Source organism: Acinetobacter lwoffii (assembly GCF_024129595.1).
Lineage (GTDB): Bacteria > Pseudomonadota > Gammaproteobacteria > Pseudomonadales > Moraxellaceae > Acinetobacter > Acinetobacter lwoffii_O.
In genome coordinates, this window is record NZ_JAMXXS010000077.1 from 1 (window position 1) to 2451 (window position 2451).

Here is a 2451-nt window from a genome sequence, read left to right on the forward strand (position 1 = left end):
TATTACTACATTAAAATAAATTGTAGTAATGCGCAAGGTAAACGTAGGGGTATTGATGGGTAAACGTAGGGGTATTGATGGGTAAACGTAGGGGTATTGATGGGTAAACGTAGTAGAATACTCTCTGTATGCCTTGCTGTGTGGGCTTCTTAGTGTGTCTAAAAGCATTTAAAAGCATTTAAAAACCTTAAAAGCCCATTTCCACCATGAAAATTGCCCTATGTTTTCGCTTTGCTCAAACTTTTTTGACTAAGCAAGCTTAGTCGAGGGGCAATTTCTGCAAACGGAGGGAAAGAAATCAAAGATTTAAAAAGAAATAAGCAAGGATACACAGAGGGGACTTTTTCACTATCGTGCAAAATTCTCACTCTGTGCCTTGTAAGGGAGGCTTCGCCCCCCTTAACCCCCCAAAAGCAACTATGAACTCGCTTCGCTCGTATTTTTTCAAAAGAAAAAGCATTCGATAGTAAAAATTATCGAGTAGCCAATATTTCTAAAAGCTGTTTTTCAGAAATAGTAATGAGCGAATTTTGATTACTTCGCTCGTAGACACTCGCTAATCGATATTATTCAAAATAAAAAACCTAATAAGTTCTTTTTTTAAATAAAGATTCTTATATTTTTTTAATAGAGGTAATTTTGCAATCTTTATATCTACTTTGTACTATTTCACGAGCTTCACTTTCGGAAGCAGCATTAACAGATGTATTTCCCGATGCTATTCCAGATCGACTTCCATTGGGGTTATATCGAACATAACTATATGATATTAAATATTTATTCATTAATAAAAAACCTTTTTCCTTGAAGTACTATAAATCAATAATCTTTTTAATTAACCACCGTCATAGCCACAATTTGAACAACCCCAACCACTTTTGTATGTATCTTCACCGCAGTTAATACAAGTATTGAAACCACCATATTCACCTAGATTAATAGGAGTTTTTTTTATAAGAGAGAACACTTTAACTATCCTTTTAAATATTTGAGAATTAATTATATTTTTATTAGTTAAAAACTAAAACATTTTTTCCTAAGGAAACGCACTTATTTGGTTCAAGACTAAAATTCGATCTTCAGGATTTTCATTTCTGAAAAGCAGTGAAGTAATAATGCGCTTACCGGTTTTTTGTAGACCTAAAAAAATTATACCAAAGCCTTTTAATTTATTTTCCAATTGTTCAGCTATGTCTAATGAGTTTTAAAAAGCGTCACTATTTCAGTAGTGACGCTTTTTACAACGATGGCTAGAAAAGGGATACAGAGGAAAATTCCACGTGATTGCCACGTGACAGAAAATTTTTGCAGAGCAAAACGCACCCATTGGACTCAATGGCTAAGTGCGCCCTTCGGGAAAAACCAATTACAACTAAAAATTAGTTTTTCTTGCTGTAGTCGGTTTCCGTTTTCAACGCTGTGAAAATTCGTTTTGCTGTTTGCTCATCCGCTTTTTCAGGATTTCTTAGGATATTACCAATCCAATTTGCAAAGGTTGGATAGTCGGGGAAGTTACTCAAGTCTGAAATACTGCCTAATTTGCACAGAATCATGCTGTATTTTGCGATCTGAGGCTCTGTAAGGGGTTTTATCGTGTCTAGGTCATTCGTGGCTATTTTTGGCGTTTCTGTAGCAATTTCGGCTTGTTTGGGCTTCTTCTGCTTAAACTTGAATGAGAATCCCGTAATCACTCGCCCTTTTTTGTGCTGTTCGTAGGTTGCTGTAATGTCGGTATGATCATTGATCTGCTTGAGTGCTAGCTCAATAACTCGCATCTTTAAGTTATCTGTTCTCGTGTATTCAGTATCTAAAACACCTATTCGTTTTCTAAATTCGCCTAATTCAATAATGGGGGTTTTTCCTGTTGTGCGCCAACAAATCAATAATTCATACATACGGACAGCATAGGCACTCGATAAACCGCTAATTTGCTCAATATCGTACTGGGTGAATTGTTCCTCCAGTCTTGTAATTAATGGAACAACCGCAGGGGCAAAAATAACTTCAACCGTTGCAGTTTCATCAATGTAAGCAATTTGACTGACCCAACGACTTGTAATATTTGCACGTCCACGTTCTCGTTTTTCTTGGTAGCTAAACTGACGAGCAAATAAGTCCTTACAGGCATCTTTTAAAGCTTGATATGCCGTTGTTCTGTGTACACCAAATTGGTTGATATAACTCTCTGCATGAACGGTTAGAGGATCATTGGCATTGATTCCTTTGCCTGATTCTCTAGCCTCAAGGATAGCTAAGAGAATTAAACGCTGTTCAACGAGATCCAAGTTGTAACTAGCGTTCATTAGGGCGTTATCTTTTACTATTAATTCGCTCATAACCTACAATTATTTTTTTGAAGTTATTACTACATTAAAATAAATTGTAGTAATGCGCAAGGTAAACGTAGGGGTATTGATGGGTAAACGTAGGGGTATTGATGGGTAAACGTAG

1 protein-coding gene is annotated in these 2451 nt (G+C 36.1%); it reads right to left on the reverse strand.

All coding sequences use genetic code 11. The features are described 5' to 3' along the window. Nucleotides 1-1379: 1379 nt before the first annotated feature. Entirely contained in the window at nucleotides 1380-2336 is a 957-nt protein-coding gene (gene repM, locus NI466_RS15670; protein ID WP_087739066.1) for a replication initiation protein RepM, read from the reverse strand. Between the last annotated feature and the right edge of the window lie 115 nt (nucleotides 2337-2451).